Source organism: Streptomyces sp. SD15 (genome assembly GCF_054462255.1).
In genome coordinates this window covers 113,267-136,955 of the sequence record NZ_JBTLMO010000022.1, presented here as the reverse complement: position 1 = coordinate 136,955, position 23,689 = coordinate 113,267, and the positions used below count along the sequence as shown (strand labels likewise).

Annotated in this window: 19 protein-coding genes and 1 riboswitch; of the genes, 9 read left to right on the top strand and 10 right to left on the bottom strand. The window is 70.5% G+C overall.

The window, feature by feature from the left end; all coding sequences use genetic code 11:
- The first annotated feature begins 46 nt into the window (after positions 1-46).
- On the top strand, positions 47-850 hold the full coding sequence (locus ACX28W_RS22800; protein ID WP_459000967.1) for a VOC family protein: 804 nt from the start codon (positions 47-49) through the stop codon (positions 848-850).
- Positions 851-874: 24 nt separating this feature from the next.
- Here ACX28W_RS22800 and ACX28W_RS22795 read toward each other — a convergent pair whose 3' ends face one another.
- The 4 genes from ACX28W_RS22795 to ACX28W_RS22780 form a co-directional block, all read right to left on the bottom strand.
- Entirely contained in the window at positions 875-1,522 is a 648-nt protein-coding gene (locus ACX28W_RS22795) for a thymidine kinase (protein WP_362073551.1), read from the bottom strand.
- 41 nt (positions 1,523-1,563) lie between these two features.
- A complete protein-coding gene (locus ACX28W_RS22790) occupies positions 1,564-2,751 on the bottom strand; it encodes an alkaline phosphatase family protein (protein WP_459000965.1) in 1,188 nt (395 codons plus the stop codon).
- The gene (locus ACX28W_RS22785; protein WP_459000964.1) at positions 2,751-3,338 is read right to left on the bottom strand and encodes a DUF5998 family protein; all 588 of its coding nucleotides are present in this window, start codon (positions 3,336-3,338) and stop codon (positions 2,751-2,753) included. Before ACX28W_RS22785 ends, ACX28W_RS22790 begins: the two co-directional genes overlap by 1 nt.
- Positions 3,339-3,487: 149 nt before the next feature.
- Positions 3,488-6,304, bottom strand: a complete 2,817-nt coding sequence (locus ACX28W_RS22780; protein WP_459000962.1) for a bifunctional acetate--CoA ligase family protein/GNAT family N-acetyltransferase — start codon at positions 6,302-6,304, stop codon at positions 3,488-3,490.
- 177 nt (positions 6,305-6,481) lie between these two features.
- On the opposite strand from ACX28W_RS22780, the gene ACX28W_RS22775 reads away from it, so the two are divergent.
- Positions 6,482-6,763 (top strand): HPr family phosphocarrier protein, encoded by a 282-nt coding sequence (locus ACX28W_RS22775; RefSeq protein ID WP_362073539.1) that lies wholly within the window; start codon positions 6,482-6,484, stop codon positions 6,761-6,763.
- A gap of 190 nt (positions 6,764-6,953) precedes the next feature.
- On the opposite strand, the gene ACX28W_RS22770 is transcribed toward ACX28W_RS22775, so the two are convergent.
- From ACX28W_RS22770 to ACX28W_RS22755, 4 genes are all read right to left on the bottom strand, one after another.
- On the bottom strand, positions 6,954-7,649 hold the full coding sequence (locus ACX28W_RS22770) for a GntR family transcriptional regulator (RefSeq protein ID WP_459000960.1): 696 nt from the start codon (positions 7,647-7,649) through the stop codon (positions 6,954-6,956).
- Between the two features lie 181 nt (positions 7,650-7,830).
- Complete coding sequence (locus tag ACX28W_RS22765; protein ID WP_459000959.1) at positions 7,831-8,595, bottom strand: M23 family metallopeptidase; 765 nt, start codon at positions 8,593-8,595, stop codon at positions 7,831-7,833.
- Between the two features lie 13 nt (positions 8,596-8,608).
- A riboswitch (cyclic di-AMP (ydaO/yuaA leader) is annotated at positions 8,609-8,773 on the bottom strand.
- A 192-nt stretch (positions 8,774-8,965) separates the two neighbouring features.
- Positions 8,966-10,354 (bottom strand): M16 family metallopeptidase, encoded by a 1,389-nt coding sequence (locus ACX28W_RS22760; RefSeq protein WP_459000958.1) that lies wholly within the window; start codon positions 10,352-10,354, stop codon positions 8,966-8,968.
- Positions 10,351-11,691 carry a M16 family metallopeptidase gene (locus ACX28W_RS22755; RefSeq protein ID WP_459000956.1) on the bottom strand — a complete coding sequence of 447 codons (1,341 nt, stop codon included), beginning with the start codon at positions 11,689-11,691 and terminating at the stop codon, positions 10,351-10,353. Before ACX28W_RS22755 ends, ACX28W_RS22760 begins: the two co-directional genes overlap by 4 nt.
- A 372-nt stretch (positions 11,692-12,063) precedes the next feature.
- Between ACX28W_RS22755 and ACX28W_RS22750 the strand changes: the two genes are divergently transcribed.
- On the top strand, positions 12,064-14,523 hold the full coding sequence (locus ACX28W_RS22750; protein WP_459000954.1) for a DNA gyrase/topoisomerase IV subunit A: 2,460 nt from the start codon (positions 12,064-12,066) through the stop codon (positions 14,521-14,523).
- A gap of 1 nt (position 14,524) precedes the next feature.
- Here ACX28W_RS22750 and ACX28W_RS22745 read toward each other — a convergent pair whose 3' ends face one another.
- The gene (locus tag ACX28W_RS22745) at positions 14,525-15,571 is read right to left on the bottom strand and encodes a CobW family GTP-binding protein (protein ID WP_459000952.1); all 1,047 of its coding nucleotides are present in this window, start codon (positions 15,569-15,571) and stop codon (positions 14,525-14,527) included.
- A gap of 353 nt (positions 15,572-15,924) precedes the next feature.
- Here ACX28W_RS22745 and ACX28W_RS22740 point away from each other — a divergent pair, with 353 nt between their 5' ends.
- Positions 15,925-16,470: a DUF6082 family protein gene (locus ACX28W_RS22740; protein WP_459000950.1), complete on the top strand. Its 546-nt coding sequence runs from the start codon at positions 15,925-15,927 to the stop codon at positions 16,468-16,470.
- 216 nt (positions 16,471-16,686) lie between these two features.
- Positions 16,687-16,923, top strand: coding sequence for a hypothetical protein (locus ACX28W_RS22735; RefSeq protein WP_362073515.1), 237 nt, complete (start codon positions 16,687-16,689; stop codon positions 16,921-16,923).
- 252 nt (positions 16,924-17,175) lie between these two features.
- Here the strand turns inward: ACX28W_RS22735 and ACX28W_RS22730 are convergent, their stop codons facing one another.
- On the bottom strand, positions 17,176-18,351 hold the full coding sequence (locus tag ACX28W_RS22730) for a citrate synthase/methylcitrate synthase (RefSeq protein WP_459000948.1): 1,176 nt from the start codon (positions 18,349-18,351) through the stop codon (positions 17,176-17,178).
- 98 nt (positions 18,352-18,449) lie between these two features.
- Between ACX28W_RS22730 and ACX28W_RS22725 the strand changes: the two genes are divergently transcribed.
- The 4 genes from ACX28W_RS22725 (at position 18,450) to ACX28W_RS22710 (ending at position 23,649) form a co-directional block, all read left to right on the top strand.
- Entirely contained in the window at positions 18,450-19,709 is a 1,260-nt protein-coding gene (locus ACX28W_RS22725) for a citrate/2-methylcitrate synthase (RefSeq protein ID WP_459000946.1), read from the top strand.
- Positions 19,710-19,824: 115 nt separating this feature from the next.
- A complete protein-coding gene (locus ACX28W_RS22720) occupies positions 19,825-20,769 on the top strand; it encodes a sucrase ferredoxin (protein WP_459000944.1) in 945 nt (314 codons plus the stop codon).
- Positions 20,770-21,133: 364 nt separating this feature from the next.
- Positions 21,134-22,972: an ATP-binding protein gene (locus tag ACX28W_RS22715; protein ID WP_459000942.1), complete on the top strand. Its 1,839-nt coding sequence runs from the start codon at positions 21,134-21,136 to the stop codon at positions 22,970-22,972.
- Complete coding sequence (locus ACX28W_RS22710; protein ID WP_459000940.1) at positions 22,969-23,649, top strand: response regulator; 681 nt, start codon at positions 22,969-22,971, stop codon at positions 23,647-23,649. Before ACX28W_RS22715 ends, ACX28W_RS22710 begins: the two co-directional genes overlap by 4 nt.
- Positions 23,650-23,689 lie beyond the last annotated feature (40 nt).

Sequence of the window (23,689 nt, the reverse complement as noted above, 5' to 3'; positions counted from 1 at the left end):
GGCGGAAGGTGAACGGCCACCGCGAGGGGCCGAGAAGAGAGTGACGATGACCGAGGCACGGGAGTCGGCCGGCCTGAATGGCACCACGCACGCTCGGCACGCGCCCGGCGTACCCTGCTGGGTAAGCCTGATGGCGCACGGGATGGCCACGACCCAGGACTTCTACCAGGAACTGTTCGGCTGGGAGTTCCAGCCCGGCCCACAGCAGCTCGGCCCGTACGTACGAGCCCTGCTCGACGGCCACGAGGTGGCGGGAATCGGACAACTACCGCCGGACCGGCATCTGCCGATCGCCTGGACGCCGTATTTCGCCTCGGAGGACGTGAACCAGACCGCTGAATCGGTACGGCACTGCGGCGGCACCGTGGGCGTGGGTCCGCTGGACGCCGGCGCGGCCGGCCGGCTGTTGATCGCCTCGGACCCGACGGGTGCCGTCTTCGGGGTCTGGCAGGCGGCGGCCCATCTGGGCACCGGGATCCACGGGGTGCACGGCAGCCCCGCCTGGATCGAGCTGCTGACCCGCGACACCGAGAGCGTCGTCAAGTTCTACCAGGGGGTCTTCGGCCACGAACAGGAGCCGGTCGTCTCGGCCGACTTCGACTATCTGACCCTCAACGTCGGCGGCCGCCCGGTGGCCGGCATCCAGGGCGTCGGGCACGGCCTGCCGCGCGACCGGGGCCCGCACTGGCTGACGTACTTCGAGGTCGCGGACGTGGACGACGCCGTCGCCCGGGTCACCGACCTCGGCGGACACCTCCTCAAGGCCGCCCGCGACTCGCCGCACGGGCGGGTGGCCACGGTGGCGGATCCGGAGGGCGCGGTGTTCTCGGTGATCCACACCGTGCGCTGAGCCGGTGACCCCGAATCGGCGGGATCAGGCGGAGGCGATCGGCAGCACGTCCGGCGACAGGGCGCCCGCATGGGCTGTGGCGGCGGTCATCCGGCGGCGGTGGTGTCGGCGGCACAGGACCTCGTAGCCGATGTCTTCCGCCTGATTGACGTCGCCGACGACCACTTGGGCACCCTCGACGACCATTTCACCGCCTATCGTGCGGGCGTTGTGGGTGGCGCGGGCGCCGCACCAGCACAGGGCCTCGACCTGGAGGACCTCGACCCGGTCGGCCAGCTCCACGAGGCGCTGGGAGCCCGGGAAGAGCTTGGAGCGGAAGTCGGTGGTGATGCCGAAGGCGAAGACGTCGACGCCCAGGTCGTCGACCACACGGGCCAGTTGGTCGATCTGCCCGGGAGCCAGGAACTGCGCCTCGTCCGCGATCACGTAGTCCGCCCGGCCGCCCTGGGAGAGATGGTCGACGAGATACGCGTACAGGTCCTGGTCGTCCGCGACCTCCACCGCGTCCGTGACCAGGCCCAGCCGCGAGGAGAGCTTGCCCTCGCCCGCGCGGTCGTCACGCGTGAAGATCATGCCCTGCAAGCCCCGGGCCGAGCGGTTGTGCTCGATCTGGAGAGCCAGCGTCGACTTCCCGCAGTCCATCGTTCCGGAGAAGAACACCAGCTCGGGCATGGCGAGTTGAGCACCTTTCGGCAAGAAGGGGGAAGGTGGGATCAGGAACGTACTTCGAGGAGCGGCACATGCTGCTCCACCGGTGTCATCGAACCGTGGTTGCCGACCATCGCCGACTCCTTCGGCTCGCGCTCGGAGGCGATGATCAGCACGTCGTCCTGTGCGGCCGCGACGACGTCGCCGATCCGGGCGTACACCCGCTCGTCGATGTGCGGGCCGAACCAGCCCGCCGCGATCGCCTCGTCTCGCGACGCCACCCAGAACTGTTCGCCGAGCACCTCGCGCCAGCAGGTCAGGACGTCCGCCTCGGCGCCCTGGACGGCGTAGACGTGCCGGGCGCGGCCTTCGCCGCCCAGCAGGGCGACCCCGGCGCGCAGCTCCCAGTCCTCGTCGAAGTCGATGCGGTGCTGCTCGTCGAAGGGGATGTCGATCATGCCGTGGTCGGCGGTGACGTACAGCGTCGTGCGGGGCGGCAGTTGCTCCGCGAGGCGCTGGACCAGGCGGTCGACATACATCAACTGGCCGCGCCAGGGGTCCGAGTCGACGCCGAAGCGGTGGCCCTTGCCGTCCACCTCGGCGTAGTACGTGTAGACCAAGGAGCGGTCGCCCGCGGCGAGTTGCTGGGCCGCGAGGTCCATGCGCTCCTCGCCGCTCAGACGCCCGTGGAACGTTCCGCCACTGAGGGCGACCTTGGTCAGCGGGGTGCTCTGGAAGGCGGGGGACGAGACCTGGGCGGTGTGCACGCCGGCCGCGTGCGCCAGCTGGAAGACCGTGGGATACGGCTGCCAGGCGCGCGGCTCCGTCCACGGGTTCCAGCGCAGCTGGTTCATCAGCTCGCCGGTCTTCGGGTTGCGCGCGGTGTAGCCGGGCAGGCCGTGCGCGCCGGGCGGCAGGCCGGTGCCGACGGAGGCGAGGGAGGTCGCGGTGGTCGCCGGGTAGCCGGCGGTGATCGGCCGCCCGGTGCCCCCGCGGGAGGACGCCAGGAGTGACGTCATGAAGGGGGCCTCGTCGGGGTGCGCCTTCAGCTGCTCCCAGCCGAGACCGTCGATCAGGAAGACGCAGTTCCGATCGGCTCCGGTCAGCTCTGGTATGGCGACGGTCATGCCGGGCACCGCCATGCCCGCGGCGAGCGTGGGAAGCAGGTCGGCGAGCGATCCGGCGCCGTACTCGGGGACGGGTGCGGAGTCGAGGGCGAGTGGTTCCGGGTGATCCCAGGTCGGCAGGGCCATCAGTGCGCGGTGTCCGCGGTCGCCTCGGAGAGGGACTGGGCGAAGGCGAGAGCCTGGCGCACCGTCTCCGGGCCGTCACCGGCCTCACTGACGCGCAGGCTCAGGTCGTCCGCCGTCGAATTGCCCGTGTAGCCGTGGTCCGCCTCGCAGTTGGGGTCGCCGCAGGCCGCGGGCTCCAGGTCGATGCGGGAGACCGCGCCCCAGCCGATGGTCAGGACGACCTCGCGGGGCAGGGTGCCCGGCTTGTACGACTCGGGGTTGGCGACGACACGGCTGACGACGACCGACGAGATCCGGCCGATCTTCACGGACTCCGTCGACGTCGTGGCGTACGGCGTCGGCGAGGTCGTGTCCGCCGCCTGCTCGTCGGTGTGGCTCACGATGAAGCGGTTGTCGGTGAGGACGAGCACCGTGACATGCCGACGCACCTCGTTCGCGTCGAACGTGGTCTCCTGGTGGACCAGGTACGACCGGATGGTCTCGCCGCCGATCGCGGCCTCCACCGCCTCGGCCACGAGGGCCGGGTAGTAGCCGCTGCGCTCGATCGCCGCTCGCAGCCCCTGGGTCGTCGTACTGGTCTTGGCCATGACGTCCATCCTACGGTGACCCACTGACTGCGAGGCACCGCTCGCGGTGTCTGTCGTGGACGGATCAGATACGAACCGGGCACACGTCAGGCATGCCTCGAGCGCGCGTCGGGCACGCATCAAGCGCGACCCGGCCGATCCGGTGCGGCTCAGACGACCGGAAGCGTCCGCGGGCCGAGGTCGTCGCGGACTGGCGCGCGGGCCAGCCGTACGGTGGCGCCGAGCACGCTCAGGCCGCTCGCGGCGACCACCACGGGCTCCAGGGAGACGGCCACGACCTCCGGGTGGTCGTCGACCAGCCGCGACACCCGCAGCATCAGCTCTTCGAGAGCCGCCGTGTCGACCGGTGCCGAGCCGCGCCAGCCGAACAGGAGCGGCGCAGTCCGGATCGACCGGACCAGCGAGGTCGCGTCCCGGTCGGTGACCGGAATCAGCCGGTGGGCCGTGTCTCCGAGCAGGTCCGACGCGGCCCCGGCCAGCCCGAACGACAGCACCGCTCCGGCCGCCGGATCGATGACGGTTCGTACGACCGTGTCGACGCCGCGCGGTGCCATGCCCTGCACGACCGGGCGCAGCTCGGCCGGCGTCCCGAAGAGGTCGGTCAACTCCGCGTACGCCCTGCGCAATTGCTCCTCGTCCGCCAGATCCAGGCGTACGCCGCCCAGGTCGGCGCGGTGTCGCAGGTGCGGGGCGGTGGTCTTGAGGGCCACGGGGTAGCCGAGGGTGCGCGCGGCCGCGGCGGCCTCGTCGGGCGTGGGCGCGGGCAGCGCGCGGCGTACGTCGATGCCGTACCGCCCGAGCAGGGCGCAGGCGTCCTGCGTACCGAGCGTCAGCCCCTCGCCCCGGGCGAGCAGATGGTCGATCTGCTCGGCGGCGCCCTTCTCGTCGATGTCCTCGTACCCGGGCACCTTGCCGGGCTGGGCCGCCTCCCGCCGCCACTGGCCGTACTTCACCGCCTCGGCGAGGGCACGGACGGCGCGCTCGGCGGCGGGGTAGGCGGGGATGAGGCGGGCTTCGTCGGGCGCTTCCACCGCGGCGGGCGGGTGTTCCACGGGGCCGGGCTGCCGGGCACCGGCCGAGGCTGCGGGTGCCGTCGCCTGCGGCGCCGTACTGGCGGCCGCGGAGAGGGCCTCGGCGAGACCCCCCAGCTCCACATGGACCACGAGCACCGGCTTCTCGGGAGCCACCGCGGCGGCCGAGCGGAGCGCCCGCGCCAGGGCCTCGTCCGCCGCCGACCTCTCCCCCACCGCCGGGATGGCGGTCACCACCACGGCGTCGCACCCGTCATCGGCCAGGGCTGTCGACAGCGCGCGCCGGAAGTCCTCCGCCGAAGCCCCCGTGGTCAGGTCCAGCGGCGGCGACGGGCGCAGCCCCTCCGCGAGACAGGCGTCGAACGTCAGCAGCCCCAGCGACTCCGAGTTCCCGAGGATCGCCACCCGGGGGCCCGGAGGGAGCGGCTGGCGGGCCAGCAGCAGTCCCGCGTCGACCAGCTCGGTGATCGTGTCGACCCGGATCACCCCGGCCTGCCGCAGCAGCGCGGAGACGGTCGCGTGCGGCAGCCGCGTCGCCCGTACCGCGTGCCCCTGCGGAGCGGCCGCGTGCCGTGCGCCCTGCACCACGACCAGCGGCTTCGCCGCCGCGGTCCGCCGCGCGAGGCGCGTGAACTTGCGCGGGTTGCCGATGGATTCGAGGTACATCAGGGCGACGTCGGTGTCAGGGTCGTCGTACCAGTACTGGAGCACGTCGTTACCGGACACGTCCGCCCGGTTCCCGGAGGAGACGAAGGTGGACACGCCGGTCACGCCTGTGACGCCGCCGCCGCGCCGGTGCAGCCGGGACAGCAGCGCGATGCCGATCGCGCCGGACTGGGCGAACAGGCCTATCCGGCCGGGGCGCGGCATCTCGGGCGCGAGCGAGGCGTTGAGCCGCACGTCGGGGGAGGTGTTGATGACCCCGAAGGCGTTCGGGCCGATGATGCGCATCCCGTATGTACGCGCCTGGCGGACGAGATCGCGCTGGCGCTCGCGTCCTTCGGCGCCGCTCTCGGCGTACCCGGCGGAGACGACCACGAGCCCCTGCACGCCGTGCTCGCCGCACTCGGCGACGACCTCGGGGACGTACCGCGCGGGCACGGCGACGACGGCGAGGTCGACGGGCTCCCCGATGTCGCTGATCGAGCGGTACGCGGGGACTCCGTCGAGTTCTTTCTCCTGGAGCGCCCTGTTCACCGCGTACAGGCGGCCGGTGAAACCGGCGTCGCGGAGGTTGGCGAGGACGCTGCGGCCCACCCCGCCGGGCGCGCGGCCCGCGCCGATGACGGCGACCGAGCCGGGGGCGAGCAGCCGCTGCACGGACCGGGCCTCGGCGCGCTGCTCCCGCGCGCGCTGCACGGCGAGCGACCGGTCGGTCGGCTCGAGGTCGAACTCCAGGCGTACGACGCCGTCCTCGAAGTGCCGCTTCTGTTGGTATCCGGCGTCCGTGAACACCTTGATCATCTTGCTGTTGGCAGGCAGCACCTCGGCGGCGAAGCGGCGAATGTCACGCTCCCTGGCCACCGCCGCGATGTGTTCGAGGAGGGCCGAGGCGACGCCGCGCCCCTGGTGGGCGTCCTGCACGAGGAAGGCGACCTCGGCCTCGTCGGCGGGGACGGAGGCGGGGAGGCCGTCGGCATTAATCCGGTCATAGCGTACGGTGGCGATGAACTCGCCGCCGACCGTGGCCGCGAGTCCCACCCTGTCCACAAAGTCGTGGTGCGTGAAGCGGTGGACGTCCTTGGCGGACAGGCGCGGGTAGGGCGCGAAGAAGCGGTAGTACTTCGACTCGTCCGAGACCTGCTCGTAGAAGCTGACCAGGCGCTCTGCGTCGTCGACGGTAATGGGTCTGATGCGTGCGGTACCCCCGTCGCGCAGCACCACGTCGGCCTCCCAATGGGAGGGGTACTCGTGCCGGTCCGACGAGGTCTGCATGGGCCCCAGAGTACGGCTCGCGTCGGACAACGGCGCAAGGCAGGCTAGGGGCACCGAAGTCGGATCCAGGCCGGGGTCCGACGCCGGGTCCGGGGCGGAACCAACGCCCGCCCCGGGCACGCTTCACGTTATGGAACACTGGTCTAGACAACCCTGAACACTGAAGGGCAGCATCGCATGGCTGAGCGCCGCGTCAACGTCGGCTGGGCCGAGGGCCTCCACGCCCGTCCCGCCTCCATCTTCGTCCGGGCGGCCACGGCCTCCGGTATCCCCGTGACGATCGCCAAGACGGAGGGCAACCCCGTCAACGCGGCCTCCATGCTCGCGGTCCTCGGCCTGGGCGCCCAGGGCGGCGAGGAGATCGTCCTCGCTTCGGACGCCGAGGGTGCGGACGCCGCGCTCGACCGGCTGGCGAAGCTGGTGGCGGAGGGTCTCGAGGAGCTCCCCGAGACCGTCTGAGGAACAGTCCCTCCCACGACGGTGGCGTTATTCGTCGCTGAGGGTGGAGTGTTTACTGCTACACAAAACACCACCCAGGAACAAATCGAAGGGCTCGTCCGGAATATCGGGCGAGTCCTTCGCCATTTCTTCTCCAGGGCAGCAAAAAGTAATCCCCGCGAATTACTCCTCTTTGTATACGGCTCCCGTGTTAATGACGCAGGCCCGTCATGTTTACGGGATGTTGCGAAGTCCTCACACGATCCTGGCGATCTCCCCCGGCGGGAAAGCGCAATCGGTGCGCGCCCGTCGCGCGCTCGGTGTGCAGCGCCGTGATCGCCCTGGCCCGCTCACTGTCGCCGCGCGCCACCGCGTCCACGATCCCGCCGTGCTCGGCCCAGGACTCGGCCGGATTGGCCGGCGCCTCGACCGCGTACATCCAGGCGATCTTGTGCCGCAGCTGAGCCAGCGTGGAGGTCAGCGCGGGGCTTCCGGAGGCCTGTGCGAGCGTCTCGTGGAACCAGCCGCCCAGCGAGCGCAGATCCTCGCTGTTGCCCCTCCTGGCCCGCTCCTGACCCAGTCTGACCAGGCCTCGAAGCACCTTGAGGTGGGCCTCGGTGCGGCGCTGCGCGGCCCTGGCGGCACCCAGCGGCTCCAGGAGCATGCGCATCTCCAAGAGATCGGCTGCCTCCTGCTCGGTGGGCTCCGCGACGCATGCGCCCGCGTGTCGACGGGTGAGAACGAAGCCCTCGGCTTCCAGGGTGCGCAGGGCCTCGCGCACCGGAACCCGCGAGACGCCGTAGCGGCGCGCGAGCAGTTCCTCGGTGAGCCGGCTACCGCGCTCGTAGACACCCGCGACGATGTCGTCGCGGATCGCTGTGCATACCGAGTGCGCAGGAACACGCATACCGGACCTCCGCTTTAATCCCCGTGAAACGCCGTCGATTGACGCTTGTTCAGTGACTCTATTGCAGAGACTCGGAATTTCCGATGGCGGGCCGGAATCCATGGATATTTTTTGGACAGAGTCGTTCGAAACGACGAAGCCCCGGCTGGGTGAGCCGGGGCTTCGGAAGTACTGCCGCAAGTCAGACGTTCACTCCGTGCGAGCGGAGGTAGGCGACGGGGTCGATGTCGGAGCCGTACTCCGCCGTCGTGCGGGCCTCGAAGTGGAGGTGCGGTCCGGTGGTGTTGCCGGTGGCCCCGGAGAGGCCTATCTGCCGGCCCGGGGTGACCGTCTGCCCCACGGAGACGGCGATGGACGACAGGTGGCCGTACATCGTGTAAGTGCCGTCGTTCATCTTCATGACGATCTGGTTGCCGTAGGCGCCGCCCCAGCCGGCCGTGACGACGGTGCCGGAGCCGACCGCGTGGACCGAGGCCCCGGACGCCGCGTGGAAGTCGACGCCGGTGTGGCTGCCGGACGACCAGAGGCTGCCGCCGGCCTGGTAACCGGTGGAGACATAGGAGCCGGTGATCGGCAGGACGAAGGAGTTCAGACGCTTGCGTTCGGCGGCGCGGGCGGCGCGCTCCTCCGCCTCACGCTCCTTCTTGGCCTCCTCCGCGGCCTGCTTCCGCGCGGCCTCTTCGGCCTGCTTCCGCGCTGCGGCCTCCTTGGCGGCGCGCTGCTGGGCGGCGGCCTGCGCATCTATCTGCGCGGCGACCGAGTCACCGATCGAGACGGCCCGGGTCAGCCCGATCGGATCGGCGGAGGTGTCCGCGGCGAACGCCGGGGCGGCCAGGGTTCCGATGACACCGGTGCTGGTGAGCGCCGCGACGCCGACGGCGTTCGTGGTCGTGCGCTTCACGCGGCTCGGACGGCGGTGCTTCCCTGAGCCACAGGTGAACGCCATGTAAGGGCTGGTCCTTTCCTTCCTTCTCGCCTACCGGGTTAGCTGACGGGTTCGGAGCAGGAAGGTCTCCTACGGACCCCCTTCGGATCGTGAAGGGCGTCCGATTCACCCCAGGGACTGCGTGTGGGTCCCCGGCTCCCCTGGCTCGCGCCGTACGGGGACTCGGCGATGACTGTCCGGTGCCGCGGGCGCGGCGCACTGCCTGACGAACAGCCGGACCGACGCTAAACGGGACATCTTTCAATCAACAAACGGATCACGGCTTTTGTAGCGCATGCCACAGGGCAGACAGGCAACCTCCCTATCAATACGGACAAATGGGGGCCCAGGAGGCTCTGCGGCCTCCTGGGCCCCCATGGGCCGTGCTGTCCTACTCGGCGGTCACGACGCTCACTTCACCGATTCCCAGAGCCTTGACCGGCTCCTCGATCTGCGTGGCGTCACCCACCAGGACGGTCACCAGACGGTCCACCGGGAAGGCGCTCACGGCGGCCGCGGTGGCCTCAACGGTGCCGGTCGCGGCCAGCTGCTGGTACAGCGTCGCCTGGTAGTCGTCCGGCAGGTGCTGCTCGACCTGGTCCGCGAGCGTGCTCGCCACCGCGGCCGCGGTCTCGAACTTGAGGGGCGCCACACCCACCAGGTTCTGTACGGCGATGTCGCGCTCGGCGTCCGTCAGGCCCTCGGCCGCGAGGGTGCGCAGCACCTTCCAGAGGTCGTCGAGCGCCGGGCCGGTGTTCGGGGTGTCCACGGAGCCGCTGATCGCGAGCATCGCGACGCCCGTGCCGTCCGGCGCGGAGCGCAGTACCTGGCCGAACGCCCGCACACCGTAGGTGTATCCCTTCTCCTCGCGCAGGACGCGGTCCAGGCGCGAGGTGAGGGTGCCACCGAGGCAGTACGTGCCGAGGACCTGGGCGGGCCAGACACGGTCGTGCCGGTCGGCGCCGACGCGTCCGATGAGCAGCTGCGTCTGGACCGCGCCGGGGCGGTCCACGATGATCACACGGCCGGTGTCGTCGGCGGTCACCGACGGCACGGGTCGCGGCTCGGCCGACGAGCCGGTCCAGGCGCCGAGCGTCTCCGCGAGCAGGGCTTCGAGGCCCACGTCGGTGAGGTCACCGACGATCACCGCGGTGGCCGTGGCGGGGCGTACGTGCTTCTCGTAGAAGGCGCGTACGGCCGCCGAGTCGATCTTCTGGACGGTCGCCTCGGTGCCCTGGCGCGGGCGCGACATGCGCGAGGTGGCCGGGAACAGCTCCTTGGAGAGCTCCTTGGCGGCACGGCGGGCCGGGTTGGCCGTCTCGTGCGGGATCTCGTCGAGCCGGTTGCGCACCAGCCGCTCGACCTCGCTCTCGGCGAACGCCGGTGCCCTGAGGGCGTCGGCGAGCAGACCGAGCGCCTTGGGGAGCCGCGACACGGGCACCTCGAGCGACAGCCGCACACCGGGATGGTCGGCGTGCGCGTCGAGCGTGGCGCCGCAGCGCTCCAGCTCGGCGGCGAACTCCTCGGCGGAGAGCTTGTCGGTGCCCTCCGAGAAGGCGCGCGCCATGATCGTGGCAACGCCGTCGAGGCTCGCGGGCTCGGCCTCCAGCGGCGCGGCGAGCAGCACCTCGACGGCGACGACCTGCTGGCCGGGGCGGTGGCAGTGCAGCACGGTCAGGCCGTTGTCGAGGGCGCCGCGCTCGGGGGCGGGGAAGGCCCACGGCTTGGCCTTGCCGGCCTGGGGCTGCTGGTGAAAGTCCATGGTGGCGAGCTCGGTCACTTCGCTGCCTCCTCGTCCTCGTCGGTGGTGGCGGCGGCGACCGGCTCGTACACGAGCACCGCCCGGTTGTCGGGGCGCAGGCGGGACTTGGCGGCCTCCTGGACCTCCTCGGCGGTGATGTCGAGGACGCGCTGCACGGCGGTCAGGGCGAGCTGCGGGTCGCCGAACAGGACGGCGTACCGGCACAGTTCGTCGGCGCGGCCCGCGACGGTGCCGAGCCGGTCCAGCCACTCGCGCTCCAACTGGGCCTGGGCGCGCTCCATTTCCTCGGCGGTGGGGCCCTCCTCGGCGAACCGGGCGAGCTCCTCGTCGACGGCGGCCTCGATCACCGGGACCTCGACGTCGCCGGACGTCTTCACGTCCAGCCACCCCAGGGAGGGCGCTCCGGCGAGCCGCAGCAGGCCGAACCCGGCCGCGACGGCGGTGCGGTCGCGGCGTACGAGCCGGTTGTAGAGCCGGGAGGACTCGCCGCCGCCGAGGACCGTCAGGGCGAGGTCGGCCGCGTCGCACGCGCGCGTGCCGTCCTCCGGGAGCCGGTAGGCAGCCATCAGGGCGCGTGCCGGGACCTCTTCCTCGACGACCTCGCGCAGCTGCTCGCCGAGGGTGTCGGGCAGGGTGCCGCTACGCGGCGCGGGCTTCCCGTCGTGCCCGGGGATGGAACCGAAGTACTTCTCGATCCACGCGAGCGTCTGCTCCGGGTCGATGTCGCCGACGACCGACAGCACGGCGTTGTTGGGCGCGTAGTACGTCCGGAAAAAGGCGCGGGCGTCCTCCAGGGTCGCCGCGTCCAGGTCCGCCATCGACCCGATCGGGGTGTGGTGGTACGGGTGGCCCTCGGGGTAGGCGAGGGCGGTCAGCTTCTCGAAAGCCGTGCCATAGGGGACGTTGTCGTAGCGCTGCCGACGCTCGTTCTTGACGACGTCCCGCTGGTTCTCCATGGACTCGTCGTCGAGCGCGACGAGCAGCGAGCCCATGCGGTCGGCCTCCAGCCAGAGAGCGAGCTCCAGCTGGTGGGCGGGCATCGTCTCGAAGTAGTTGGTGCGCTCGAAGCTGGTCGTGCCGTTGAGCGATCCGCCCGCGCCCTGCACCAGTTCGAAGTGACCGTTGCCCTTCACCTGGCCCGAGCCCTGGAACATCAGGTGCTCGAAGAGGTGGGCAAGTCCGGTACGGCCCTTGACCTCGTGGCGCGAGCCGACGTCGTACCAGAGGCACACCGCCGCGACCGGGGTCAGGTGATCCTCGGAGAGCACCACGCGCAGGCCGTTGGCCAGGCGGTGCTCGGTCGCTGTCAGGCCGCCGGAGCCTGCCTCAGCTGTGGCCGTGTGACCCATGGGCATGTACGTCCCTTCGATCGCGGAAAATGCAGAATTCCCTGCCTGTCCTGCCACTGTATGCAAGCGTGCCGACAGCTGGCGAAGTTCCCGCACCTCGTACGCCGAGAGCGAGAATCACGTAGACGGGAGACCGGGCTCCGCGGGCCGGGAGGCGTGACTTCCGCAGGCCGGGAAACCAGACTTCCGGAGGCCGGGAAACCCGGACTTCCGTAGGCGGGAAGGCCTGGCTTCCGTTCGCCGAGAGCGATCGGAAACGGGCTCCGCGAGGCCCCTACGGACGGGTCGCGGTCCGCGTTGTCAGTGGGGCGGTCCACAATGGTCCGCGTCAGATCCCGTTCATGCCCCGGCAGAGACTGTGAAGGAGCCGCAGCAGCGATGGCCCGCCGCAGCACGAAGACCCCGCCGCCCGACGACTCGTACGAGGAGAAGATCCTCGACATCGACGTCGTGGACGAGATGCAGGGCTCCTTCCTCGAATACGCGTACTCGGTCATCTACTCGCGAGCCCTGCCGGATGCCCGAGACGGCCTCAAGCCCGTGCATCGCCGCATCGTCTACCAGATGAACGAGATGGGGCTGCGCCCCGACCGCGGCTATGTGAAGTGCGCCCGCGTCGTCGGCGAGGTCATGGGTAAGCTCCACCCGCACGGCGACGCGTCGATCTATGACGCGCTGGTGCGCCTGGCCCAGCCGTTCTCCATGCGCCTGCCCCTGGTGGACGGCCATGGCAACTTCGGCTCTCTCGGCAATGACGACCCGCCGGCCGCCATGCGTTACACCGAGTGCCGGATGGCCGACGCCACGTCACTCATGACGGAGTCGATCGACGAGAACACAGTCGAATTCGCGCCGAACTACGACGGCCAGGAGCAGGAGCCGGACGTCCTCCCGGCCGCGTACCCGAATCTCCTGGTCAACGGCTCGTCGGGCATCGCCGTCGGCATGGCGACGAACATGCCGCCGCACAACCTCGGCGAAGTCATCGCCGCCGCCCGCCACCTCATCCGGTATCCGGGCGCCGACCTCGACACCCTGATGAGGTACATCCCGGGCCCCGACCTGCCCACCGGCGGCCGGATCGTCGGCCTCACCGGGATCAGGGACGCGTACGAGAACGGTCGCGGCACCTTCAAGATCCGCGCCACCGTCACCGTCGACAATGTGACCGCGCGCCGCAAGGGTCTCGTCGTCACCGAACTGCCCTTCACCGTCGGCCCGGAGAAGGTGATCGCGAAGATCAAGGACCTGGTCGGCTCGAAGAAGCTCCAGGGCATCGCCGATGTGAAGGACCTCACCGACCGCTCGCACGGCCTGCGCCTGGTCATCGAGATCAAGAACGGCTTCGTGCCGGAAGCGGTCCTGGAGCAGCTCTACAAGCTGACGCCGATGGAGGAGTCCTTCGGTATCAACAACGTGGCGCTGGTGGACGGCCAGCCGCTCACCCTGGGCCTCAAGGAGCTCCTGGAGGTCTATCTCGACCACCGCTTCGACGTCGTACGCCGCCGCAGCGAGTTCCGCCGCGGCAAGAAGCGGGACCGGCTGCACCTGGTCGAGGGCCTCCTCGTCGCCCTGCTGGACATCGACGAGGTCATCCGCCTCATCCGCTCCAGCGAGAACTCGGCGCAGGCCAAGGAGCGCCTGATCGAGCGCTTCTCCCTCTCCGAGATCCAGACGCAGTACATCCTGGACACGCCGCTGCGCCGCCTCACCAAGTTCGACCGCATCGAGCTGGAGTCGGAGCGCGACCGGCTCAACGGCGAGATCGACGAGCTGACCGGCATCCTGGACTCGGACGCGGAGCTGCGCAAGCTGGTCTCCGGCGAACTGGCCGCGGTGGCCAAGAAGTTCGGCACCGACCGGCGCACGGTGCTCCTGGAGTCCGCGGGCACCCTCGCCGCGACGGTCCCGCTCCAGGTGGCCGACGACCCGTGCCGGGTGCTGCTGTCCTCGACGGGCCTCCTCGCCCGTACGGCCAACGGCGAGCCCTTCGGGGAGGCCGAGGAGGGCAGGCGCACCAAGCACGACCTGATCGTCTCCGCTGTGCCGGCCACGGCCCGCGGCGAGGTCGGCGCGGTCACGTCCGCGGGCCGTCTGCTCCGCCTGAGCGTGATCGATCTGCCGCAGCTGCCGGAGACGGCGGCGGCGCCCAACCTCTCCGGGGGCGCGCCGATTTCGGAGTTCCTGTCCTCCCTGGAGGCGGACGAGACGGTGGTCGGCCTGACGACGCTCGACGAGTCGTCGCCCGGCCTGGCGATCGGCACCGAGCAGGGCGTCGTGAAGCGTGTCGTCCCCGACTACCCTTCGAACAAGGAGGAGTTGGAGGTCATCACCCTCAAGGACGGCGACCGGATCGTCGGCGCGATCGAGCTGCGCACCGGCGAGGAGGACCTGGTCTTCATCACGGACGACGCCCAGTTGCTGCGCTACCAGGCCTCGCAGGTCCGTCCGCAGGGCCGCGCGGCGGGCGGCATGGCGGGCATCAAACTCACCGACGGCGCGAAGGTGATCTCCTTCAACGCGGTCGACCCGGCGGTGGACGCGGTGGTGTTCACGGTGGCGGGCTCACGCGGCACGCTGGACGACTCCGTCCAGACCACGGCCAAACTGACCCCCTTTGACCAGTACCCGCGCAAGGGACGCGCCACGGGTGGCGTGCGCTGCCAGCGGTTCCTGAAGGGCGAGGACTGCCTCGCGCTGGCCTGGGCGGGCGCGGTTCCGGCACGGGCCGCCCAGAAGAACGGCACACCGGCCGAACTGCCGGAGATCGACCCGCGCCGCGACGGTTCGGGCGTGTCCCTGGCGAAGACGGTGTCGGTGGTGGCGGGCCCGGTGTAGCTCAGCCGGTTTCTTCGGGCTCCGGTTGTCGTACGAATCGAAGGACGCCCCACATGCTGTGCTCGTCGGCGTGTGGGGCGTCCTCTTTGCACGCCTCCAGTTCCTTCCCGAGGGCGCCGGTGTCGATCTCCGAGCCGATCAGCACGAGCTGGGTGAGGCGCTCGTCGGCGGCTGCCCAGGGCTGCGGGTAGAACCGCAGAAAACGCCCGACGGCGTGCACGGCGTAGCGATTGCCGCGGTCGTGGGCACCGAAGTCGACGTACCCCTTGATGCGGTAGAGCCCCTCGGGCCTGCTGTCGAGGAAGTTCATCAACCGCCTGGGACCGAGGGGGACTTCGGCCGTGAAGGAGAGGGATTCGTAGGCGGCGTGCAGGTGGTCGTGGTGATCACTCCCCTCGTGCCGGTGGAGGTCGTCGAAGGACAGCTGTCCGATCCGCTCCTCGGTCGGCCTGCAGTCGAAGAGGAACTCGGGGTCGACACGGCCGTAGGTGGCGGGCACGACGGCAGCCCGGTCGACGAGATCCCGTACCACGCGGAGCACCCGCTCTCCGTCATCGGCCCGGTCGATCTTGTTGACGACGACGAGGTCGGCGAGGGCGAGATGCCGCTCGATCTCGGGGTGCTTCTCTCGCGCGGCGTCGAACTCTGCGGCATCGACGACCTCGACCAGGCCGCCGTAGACGATCCGCGGATGCTCACTGGCGAGCACCATCCGCACGAGTTCCTGAGGCTCGGCGAGGCCGCTCGCCTCGATGATGATCACGTCGATGCCGGCCGAGGGCCGGGCGAGCCGCTCGAGGTAGATGTCGAGCTCACTGGCGTCGACGGCACAGCACAGGCATCCGTTCCCGAGCGACACGGTGGAGTCCCCGAGCGCGCCCGCCACCGCCATCGCGTCGATCTCGATCGCCCCGAAGTCGTTGACGACAGCCCCGATACGGCTGCCGCCGCTGCGGTGCAGGAGGTGATTGAGCAGAGTGGTCTTGCCGGATCCCAGGAAGCCGGCGAGGACGACGACCGGAATCTGCTGCGGACTCGACTGACTCAACGTGCGCCCTCTCCAAAACCTGTACGTGCGCCGGCGCGTGCACCGGCTCTTGTGCGAGGGCGGCTCGTGGACCGGCGCTCGCACGCCACATGGCTGCCGACCCAGGATACGAGGGGGAGGAAACACCCCGAAGTGAACGATTGTTAGCGGCGCTCACGGGGCACACGTTGGGCATGGCGCCGGGAAACGCGACCCGCACTTCCTTCCGTGCGCCTCTTCTCCGCCTCCCTGCCGATCAGAGCCGCTCGGCAAGACTGGGAGACGGCAAGCGCGCCGCCCACCGCTCGCCGGTCCGCTCCCTGTCGCCCCACACCCGACGACCGGCTGAACGGTCGCCTGATTCGGGGGTTGACATGGTCACACGGAAATTTGGGGTACGGAGGTGGGGTTCCGCGACCGTCGCGGGGCTCGCCTTCACGGCGGGGGCACTGGTCGCCCTGGCCGCCCAGCAACGACGCCACAAGGAACTGCGCCTGCGGGTCGCCGAGGTGGAGCGGGGAGACGAACAACGGGCCATACTCGACCAGCAGCGCGCCCAGCAGTATCTGCTGAGCAAAGCCATGGAGGACGCGGACCTGGCCGCGGTGTACAGCACGGTCCAGGTGGACTCGCCCACCCGGCAGCGTCAGTACCTCTTCGCGAACGCCATGTACACCAATGCTCTCCTCGCCTACCGCGTCGGCGTCGTCAGCTGGGAGGAGTTGCACGGTCACCTTCGAATGTTCTGCCAGAACCCAATCTTTCGCGCCTACTGGGACGCACACCGACCTCATCGCGCGAGCCTCGAAGGCAACTCGACGGAAGCACGTGTGGGCCGAATGGTGGACGGTCTGATCCGCGATCTGGACGAGGCCGACACGGAAGAGTGGTGGGTGGTGGGTGAACCACCCCACGAGTAGAGACAGTTGATCCGCCGCGCACCTCCTGTCACCACAGTCAAGAGAGCTGCATCGTCCGGTCAACAGACCCACTCGGCACAGTCAACAATGACAGTCCCGGCAATAAACTGTGGATACCCTGACCCCGCCCTCAACGGGCTACAACTGACCCCGCCCTCGACCGTTCAGACGTGAGGCCCCGGGGTCCTTCACCGTCTAGAAACGAGGACAGGGATCTTGAAAATCGTGCGTCGGATCGGTGCGTCCCCACGCGAACGAGGCAGTATGTCCGGCGATTCGTGCCCGGACATCTTCGAGCTCAGCGACGGCAATTTCGCCGTCATCGGGACCGAGGCCACGGCGGCGCTCGACAAAGAGCTCCCCTCGGACGCAGCCCGAGCCGACTACGAACGCATCGTCATCGTCAGCAGAGAGACACTCCTGCGCGCCAAGGCCGACATTCCCGACATGTAACACCACCGCACGACTACGCATGGACTGCTCCGTCAACCGTTGAGGTCAACCCGGTCACCCCGTTGAGGCTCGACCTCCGGAAGCGGCGTCCCAGCACGTCCGTGCCACCATGAAACCGCCTTCGCCCCGTGCACGACCCATTGATGCCACAGGGCCACTCCGAGCAGGCAGGCGCTCACCGTGCCCAACTACGCTCGACCGCTGCTTTCGTGAGGTCCGGCGCCGGACCGACACCGGACCTCACGCAACCTCTCAGACCACCGCCGGCACCGCCACCGGCGGAACCGGCCCGACATACCGCGCCGCCGGGCGGATGATCTTCGGGTCCTCCGCCTGCTCCAGGATGTTGGCGCTCCAGCCGACGACACGGGCCGCGGCGAAAGTGGGGGTGAACATCTCGCGCGGCAGACCGCACAGCTCCATGACCACGCCGGCATAGAACTCGACATTGGTGTGGAGCTCGCGGCCGGGCTTGAGCTCGGCCAGGATCGCTTCCACCTGGCGTTCGACCTCGACGGCGAAGTCGACCAGAGGGCCACCGAATTGCCGGGCGATGCCACGGAGCATGCGGGAACGGGGATCCTCGGTGCGGTAGACGGGGTGGCCGAAGCCCATGATGCGGTCACCCGCGAGGACACGTTCGCGGATCCAGCTGTCGATACGGTCGGGGGTGCCGATCGCATCGAGGGTGTCCAGGGCACGACTCGGCGCACCGCCGTGAAGAGGGCCCGACAGTGCCCCCACCGCTCCCACCAGGCATGCGGCGACGTCCGCCCCTGTCGACGCGATCACCCGCGCGGTGAACGTTGATGCATTGAATCCGTGGTCAATGGTTGATATCAAGTACTGCTCGACCGCGCGGGCCCGCTCGGCGTCCGGCTCCGAACCCGTCAACATGTAGAGGTAGTTCGCAGCGTGTGGAAGGTCATCGCGCGGCTCCACCGGCTCCAGCCCCTGTCCGAGCCGATACAGCGCGGTGAGCAGCGTCGGCACGGCCGCGCACACCGCGAGCGTGTCCGCACGGCGCCGGTCGGCGCCGATGTCGTACACCGGCCGGAAGCCCGAGGACGCGCCCAGCAGCGACAACGCGGTGCGCAGTCCGGCGAGCGGTCCGGACAGCCCGGTCGACGCGGCGATCACGGGCAGCGCGGCGCGCACCTCGTCCGGCAGCCTGCGCAGCGCCGCGGTCCGCGCGGCGAAGGCGGCGCCTTGTGCCGCGTCCGGCAGCTCACCGTGGACCAGCAGGTACCAGACGTCCTCGAACCCGCGGCTCTGCGCGAGCTCGACGGCCGAGTACTGGCGGTAGTGATAGAAACCCTCCAAACCCCTCACGTCACCCAGTGCGGTGTCGGTGACGACGACGCCCGCGAGTCCTCGCGGTACGTCGACAGGGGCGATGGACGCGGTTGCGGCCCGGTTGTTCGACATGCTTTCCTCCCTGGACTTGATTCGACTGTCCATGCTTGACTCAATCTCTGTCAATATTGATTAGATCAATATGCCGATACACGGATACGGTGGCGTCCATGAGGGATCAGGAACCGGCAGTGGGAGCACACGAGGGCCGACGGCTCAGCACCAGGGAGACCGCCGAGCTGCTCGGCGTGAAGCCCGAGACCGTGTACGCGTATGTGAGCCGCGGCCAGCTCAGCAGCCGCCGCAACCCCGGCGGTCGCGGCAGCACCTTCGACGCCAACGAGGTGGAGGCACTCGTACGGCGCAACAGGCGGGATTCCGGCTGGAGTTCGAGCACCACCGGTGAGCTGTGCGTCCGTACGCGCATCACTCTGATCGACAAGGACCGGTACTACTTCCGCGGTGTCGACGCGACCGAACTGGCCGCGCGCCACTCCTACGAAGAGATCGCCGAGTGGCTGTGGACCGGGGAGCTGCGCCCCGGCGTCACGTTCACCGCTCCGCGGGAGTCGGTCGCCGCCGCCCGCCGCGCGGTCGACGCGCTGCCCGAGCACAGCGGCCCGACGGACCGGCTGCGCGTCGCGACCATCGCCGCGTCGGCCGCCGACCCGCTGCGTTTCGACCTCTCGGAGAACGCCGTCCTCGGCACCGCGCGCACCCTCATCCCCACCCTCGTCGCGGCCCTCCCACCCATGCGGTACGACCACCGCGACGAGGGACCACTGGCGCACCGCCTGTGGGCACGCCTCACCGGCCGGACCCCCGACGAGGCGTCACTGCGCGCGCTGGACACGGCACTGGGTCTGCTCGTCGACCACGACCTGGCCGCCTCGACGCTCGCGGTCCGGGTCGCCGCGTCGGCCCGGGCGCACGCGTACGCCGCCGTGTCCGCGGGCCTCGGCGTGCTCGAAGGGCCCCTGCACGGCGCGGCCAGCGGGCTGGCCCACCGACTGCTCCTCGACGTCCTGGACCGAGGCACCGCGGCCCCTGTGGTCGCCGACGAACTGCGCGCCGGGCGCCAAGTCCCTGGGCTGGGCCATCGGCTCTACCCCGGCGAGGACCCACGCGCGCGTGCCCTGTTCGCCCTGCTGGAGGAGGTTCCCAGCGCGGCGCCCGCCTTGGCCGCGGCCCGGGACATCGTGGACACCACAGCCCGCCACACCCCCCTGCACGCCAATGTCGACCTCGCGTTGGCCGTACTCACGGCGTCCTCCGGCATGTCCTCCTCCGCCGGGGAGACGGTCTTCGCCGTCGCCCGCACGGCGGGGTGGATCGCCCACACCTTGGAGGAGTACGGGGAGCGTCCGTTGCGCATGCGCCCGAGCGGTCAGTACGTGGGGCTGCGGCCGCCGCAGCCACTGCCAGAGTGAGCACTCCCATGCCCCCCACGCCCACACGCCCCACCGCGCGCCGAATGCGCCCAAAGTGCGCCCCCGCGGGAGCAGCTGGAAGTCGCCCCGCCGAAGTCAGGTTAGGCTCACCTCTGTGAGTACGTGCACGACCGCGTCCCGGGACCTCGACGAGCCCCTCGCGGGGACCGCGGCGACCGCGAGGACATGGCTGCTCCTTGAACAGCCCGGGCCATGGGGCGTCAAGGCGCTCACGTCGAGCCACCTGGACCCCGCGCTCGGCCGTGCGCTCGAAGCGGCCGCCCAGGACACAGGCGTACGGATCGCGCTCATCCGCCGCCCGGGCCGGCACGCCGACTGCGGAGCGCCCTCCGAGCGCCATGTGTACGCGGCCCACACCACGCCGGGAAACGTCTGGCTGCACAGCGCCATGACGAACGACCCCGAGCAGCTGCTCAACCTCGACTTCACGGCGCTCGGCATGGGTGACCCTCACACCTTCGACGCGGCTCTCCGGGGTCGGCCCCACACGGGCGAGCCGCTCGCCCTCGTCTGCACCAACGGCAAGCGGGACCGCTGCTGCGCCCTCCTCGGTCGGCCCCTCGCGGCCGAGCTCGCCGCCTCCGCGGTGGAGGGCGCGTGGGAGGTGACCCACCTCGGCGGTCACCGTTTCTCGCCCACGCTGCTCGTCCTGCCGTACGGATACGCGTACGGGCGGGCCGAGGCCCACGCCGTCAAGGAGATCCTCCAGGGCGTCCAGGAGGGGCGTGTCGTCACCGCGGGGTGCCGCGGGCGCTCCACGTGGGAGCGCCCCGCTCAGGCGGCCGAGCTGGCCGTGCGCACGGCCGCCGGGGAACACACAGCGGACGCCCTCAGCGTCGTCCGCACGGACGGCACGGCGCCGCGCTGGGAGGTGACCGTCGCCCACACCGACGGGCGCCTCTGGCGCGTCATCGTCGCACGGGGCGCCTCGCTGCCACCCCGCCCGGAGAGCTGCGGCTCGGCGCTGGGTTCCCCGGCCCGGATGGACGTGGTGGCCGTACGGGAGCTCCCCCGGGTGACTCTCCCCGTGCCCTGCTGAACTCGGGGCTTGCGCGGGGGCGCCGGTGGGGGCAGCACAGGGCCTGCACTTACTGACGGTGGGGCCCACCAGGGATTTCCCTGTACGCGGCGATCGCGCTGCTCGCACAGCGGCCCTCATACGCCAGCGCCACGACGGATCAGTGCGGGGCAGCCCCCGCGCACCACCGACCGGAGATCCGCCTGCGGCCGAGCCTACGCACCGCTGACCACAGACCCATGCCCAGAAGCCCCTTACGCGGCTGACCGCAGATCGCTCCGCGCACCCCTGTACCCCACCCGCCGCAGCTCCCACACATGGCATTCAAGAGATCCGCGCCACACCGACCACGACGCGGTGCGCCCTCCCCCGTACCGTCATGGGTATGAGCCCCACTCCCCCCGCACGACGACTGCGCCTCGGTCTGCCGCGGCGGGTGTTCTCGCAGGTACTGCTGATGCAGGTGGCGATCGCCGCCGGAGTCGCCGTGCTCGCCACCGGGCTGTTCCTGGCCCCGCTCAGCGCGCAGCTCGACGACCAGGCCATGCGCCGGGCGCTCGCGATCGCGCAGACCACGGCGGTCCAGCCACAGATCGCCGAGGACCTGCAATCTTCACGGCCGTCGGTCGACGGCCCCGTACAGATCGAGGCCGAGCGCATCCGCAAGGCCAGCGGGGCCGAGTACGTCGTGGTGATGAACATGAACGGCGTGCGCTGGTCGCACAAGGACACCACGCAGATCGGCGGAGTCGTCTCGACCGATCCCAGTCAGGCCCTGGCCGGCAAGGACGTCATGCAGATCGACGACGGCACGTTGGGACGCTCGGCCCGCGGCAAGGTACCGCTGCGCGACGCCGACGGTCGCATCATCGGCGCGGTCTCGGTGGGCATCGAGTACGACAGCGTGCGCGCCCGGTTGATCCACGCCATCCCTGGACTCTTCGCGTATGCCGGCGGGGCCCTGGCCGTCGGCGCGTTCGCCGCGTATCTGCTCTCCCGGCGGGTCCAGCGGCAGACCCGTGACCTGGCCTTCTCCGATATCTCGGCGCTGCTCGCCGAGCGCGAGGCGATGCTGCACGGCATTCGGGAGGGCGTCATCGCGCTGGACCGCGTCGGCCGCGTACGTCTCCTCAACGACGAGGCGCAGCGCCTGCTGGGGCTCGACGCGGAGGCCATCGGACAGCCGCTCGACGACGTGCTCGGGCCAGGCCGGACGACCGATGTGCTGACCGGGCGGGTCACCGGCACGGATCTGCTGACCGTACGCGGTCAGCGCGTCCTGATCGCCAACCGCATGCCGACCGACGACGGAGGCGCCGTGGCCACCCTGCGCGACCGCACCGAGTTGGAGCAGCTCGGCCGCGAACTCGACTCCACGCGCGGTCTGATCGACGCCCTGCGCGCCCAGGACCACGAACACGCCAACCGCATGCACACGCTGCTGGGGCTGCTCGAACTGGAGATGTTCGACGACGCCGTGGAGTTCGTCGACGAGGTGGTCGGCGACCACCGGGTCACCGCGGAGCAGGTCACCGAGAAGATCCACGATCCGCTGCTCGCCGCCCTGCTGGTCGGCAAGGCCACGGTCGCGGCCGAGCGCGGCGTGGCCCTGTGGATCTCGGACAGGACCCTGCTGCCCGACCGGGTGGTCGACCCGCGCGGACTGGTCACGGTGGTCGGCAACCTGGTCGACAACGCGTTCGACGCCGTCGCGGGCACGCCGCACGCGCGCGTAGAAGTCGAATTGCGCGCCGAGGGGCGTACGGCCGTGCTGCGGGTGCGCGACACCGGGCCCGGGATACCGGCGGACCGGCGGGAGTTGATCTTCACCGACGGATGGTCGACCAAAAAGCCGCCCGCACACGGCAAGCGCGGAATCGGGCTCTCCTTGGTGCGCCGACTGGCCGAGCGGCAAGGAGGCAGCGCGGAGGTCACCGAGGCGAACGGCGGCGGCGCGGAGTTCACGGTCGTCCTGCCGGAGGCGCTTACGGAGGCGGCTCTCGCACCACAGGCCGGTCCCGCTCCGGAGGCAGGTCTCGCTCCGGAGTCAGGGTTCGCCTCGGACACGGGCGTCGCGTCGGACAGGGGCGTCGCCGCGGAGGCAGGCATCGCCCCGGGGACGCGGGGCGCACTCGTCCCCGAGCCTGAAACCCAACGCCGGCCGGAGCCGACCCCGTCCCTGGAAACCACCACCAAGACGACCGTCAAGGAGGAGTCGCGATGATCGAGGTCCTGGTCGTGGACGACGACACCAGGGTCGCGCGGGTCAACGCCGCGTACGTCGAGAAGATGCCCGGCTTCCATGTCGCGGGCCAGGCGCACAGCGCCGCGGAGGCGCTGCGCCGGATGGAGACGCTGCCGCACCTGGACCTGGTCCTCATGGACCACTATCTGCCCGACGACACGGGTCTCGCCGTCGTCCAGGAGATGCGCCGTCGCGGTCATCAGACCGACGTCATCATGGTGACGGCGGCCCGTGACATTTCGACCGTCCAGGCCGCGATGCGGCAGGGCGCGCTGCAGTACCTGGTCAAGCCGTTCGCCTTCGCGGGCCTGCGCGCCAAGCTGGAGGCGTACGCGGACCTGCGCCGTACCCTCGACGGCGGCGGCGAGGCCGAACAGGCCGAGGTCGACCGGATCTTCGGCGCCCTGTCCGCGAGTGCGGAGCCGGACCTGCCCAAAGGGCACTCCCCCACGACCGCGGAGCTCGTGCGCCGCGTCCTGGTGAACGCCGATGGGCCGCTGTCGGCCCAGGAGATCGCGGAGCAGACCGGACTGAGCAGGCAGACCGCCCAGCGCTATCTGAAGTTCCTGGAGCGCACGGGGCGGGCCAGGCTGACCCTCAAGTACGGAGACGCGGGCCGCCCGGAGCACCGCTACATCTGGGCGACCCGCGCCTGAGGGCACGGTGGCGTTACCGCCTTGAGGACCGTCCTCGGGC